Origin of the sequence: Mesorhizobium sp. M7A.F.Ca.CA.002.05.1.1 (genome assembly GCF_003998335.1) — a bacterium.
GTDB lineage: Bacteria > Pseudomonadota > Alphaproteobacteria > Rhizobiales > Rhizobiaceae > Mesorhizobium.
In genome coordinates, this window is record NZ_RZQI01001086.1 from 1 (window position 1) to 1,778 (window position 1,778).

The following is a 1,778-nucleotide window of genomic DNA, read 5'->3' on the forward strand; positions in this document are numbered from 1 at the left end:
CGCCAGCACCAGCAGAGCCAGCAAGGCCCTGAGTTGCTCGCCGCGCAGCCGCTGGCCTGCCTTGGCGCCGTACTGCGCACCGGCGACGCCGCCCGCCATCAGCAGGAAGGCCAGCACGACGTCGACCGTCTGGTTGGTGGTGGCGTGGACCAGCGTCGTATAGGCGGAGGTGAAGATGATCTGGAACGGCGAGGTGCCGATGACGACGTTGGTCGGCACTTTCAGCAGATAGATCAGTGCCGGCACCATGATGAAGCCGCCGCCGACGCCCATGATCGACGACAGGAAGCCGATGCCGGCGCCAAGTCCAAGGACGGGGATGACGCTGACGAACAGTTTTGAGGCCCTGAAGCGCATCTTCAGCGGCAAGCGGTGGATCCAGTTGTGCTGACCGGATTTCTTCAGCACCGGCGCCGCACCGCTGCGCGTGGCGCGCAGCGCATTGACGCTTTCGACCAGCATCAGTCCGCCGACGGTGCCGAGCAGCACGACGTAGAGCAGCGAGATGAACAGGTCGAGCTGGCCGAGGCGGCGCAGGAAGGCGAAGACGAAGATGCCGCCGGTGGAACCGACAATGCCGCCGGCCAGCAATACCCCGCCGAGCTTGAAGTCGAGCGTCCCTCGCTTCATGTGCGAAAGGACGCCGGAGACGGAGGAGGCGATGACCTGGTTGGCGCCCGTGGCGACCGCGATCGCCGGGGGGATGTTGTAGAAGATCAGCAGCGGCGTGATGAGGAAGCCGCCGCCGACGCCGAACATGCCCGACAGGAAACCCACCGCCGCGCCCATGGCCAGCAGGACGAAGATATTGACGGAAATTTCCGCGATCGGGAGATAGATGCCCACCCGTCAGTCTCGATCAGTTCTGCCTGTCGGCGAATGCAACCGTTGCGGGCATCTTGACCCGACAAGCCAATTCGTTCTTGCCCCGGAGGTGCTGCGAAGTCAAACCGCGCTACGCCGCCGAAACAAAAAACATCTCAATCAGTTAACAGGCGAATGTGTGGCAAGGGCGTCGTGGAAACGACGCCTCTGCCGTTATTTGCGCGCCAGCAGCGCCTTGACCAGTTTTTCATCGACTTCGCCGGTCGCCGGCATCTTGTTGTCGGTCTGGAAAGCCATGATCGCGGTCTTCGTCTTCTGGCCCATCTTGCCGTCGGCGCCGCCGGCGTCGTAGCCGTTCTTGTTGAGAATGCGCTGGATGTTCTGGACGGCCTTCTTCATGTCGATGCTGGCTGTCGTCTGCGGCGCGCCGTCCTGCCAGGATTCGGGAATGTCGGCCGAATTGGCCGCCGCATCCAGCGGCTTGGCCTTCCACAGTTCGGTCGCGGCGCGGGCGCGTTCGAGCTGCTCTGGCCGCAGCGCATTGGCGATCTCGTCACGCTTGGCAGCGGCATCCTTGTCGCCGGTCTTGGCGACGAGCGCGAACCATTTGTAGGATTCCTCGAGGTTCTGCTTCATGCCGACGCCCTTGGCGGCGAGGATGCCGAGATTGAACTGGCTGTCCTTGACGCCGACGTCGGCGGCCGCCTGGAACCAGTGCGCGGCCGATTCATTGTCGGTCACGCCGTCTGCCGCCATGGCGAACAAGACGGCCAGATTGTGCATGCCGCTGGCGTTGCCCTGTGCTGCGGAAAGCTGGTACCAGGTCTTCGCCTTCTTGATGTCGCGCGCGACGCCGATGCCCTTTTCGTAGAAGTTTCCGATGCGGTATTCGGCCGGCGCGAAGCCGAGTTCCGCCGATTTCTCGTACCATTTGGCCGCTGCCGCCATGTCTC

Annotated in this window: 2 protein-coding genes; both read right to left on the reverse strand. The window is 63.5% G+C overall.

Translation table 11 applies throughout. The annotated features are described in order from the left end of the window. Positions 1-846, reverse strand: an 846-nt coding sequence (locus EN939_RS32745) for a sulfite exporter TauE/SafE family protein (RefSeq protein ID WP_164751445.1), incomplete at its 3' end; no start/stop codon positions are given. A gap of 192 nt (positions 847-1,038) precedes the next feature. Continuing rightward, a partial coding sequence (locus EN939_RS32750) for an SEL1-like repeat protein (protein ID WP_164751446.1) occupies positions 1,039-1,778 on the reverse strand: 740 nt, incomplete at its 5' end.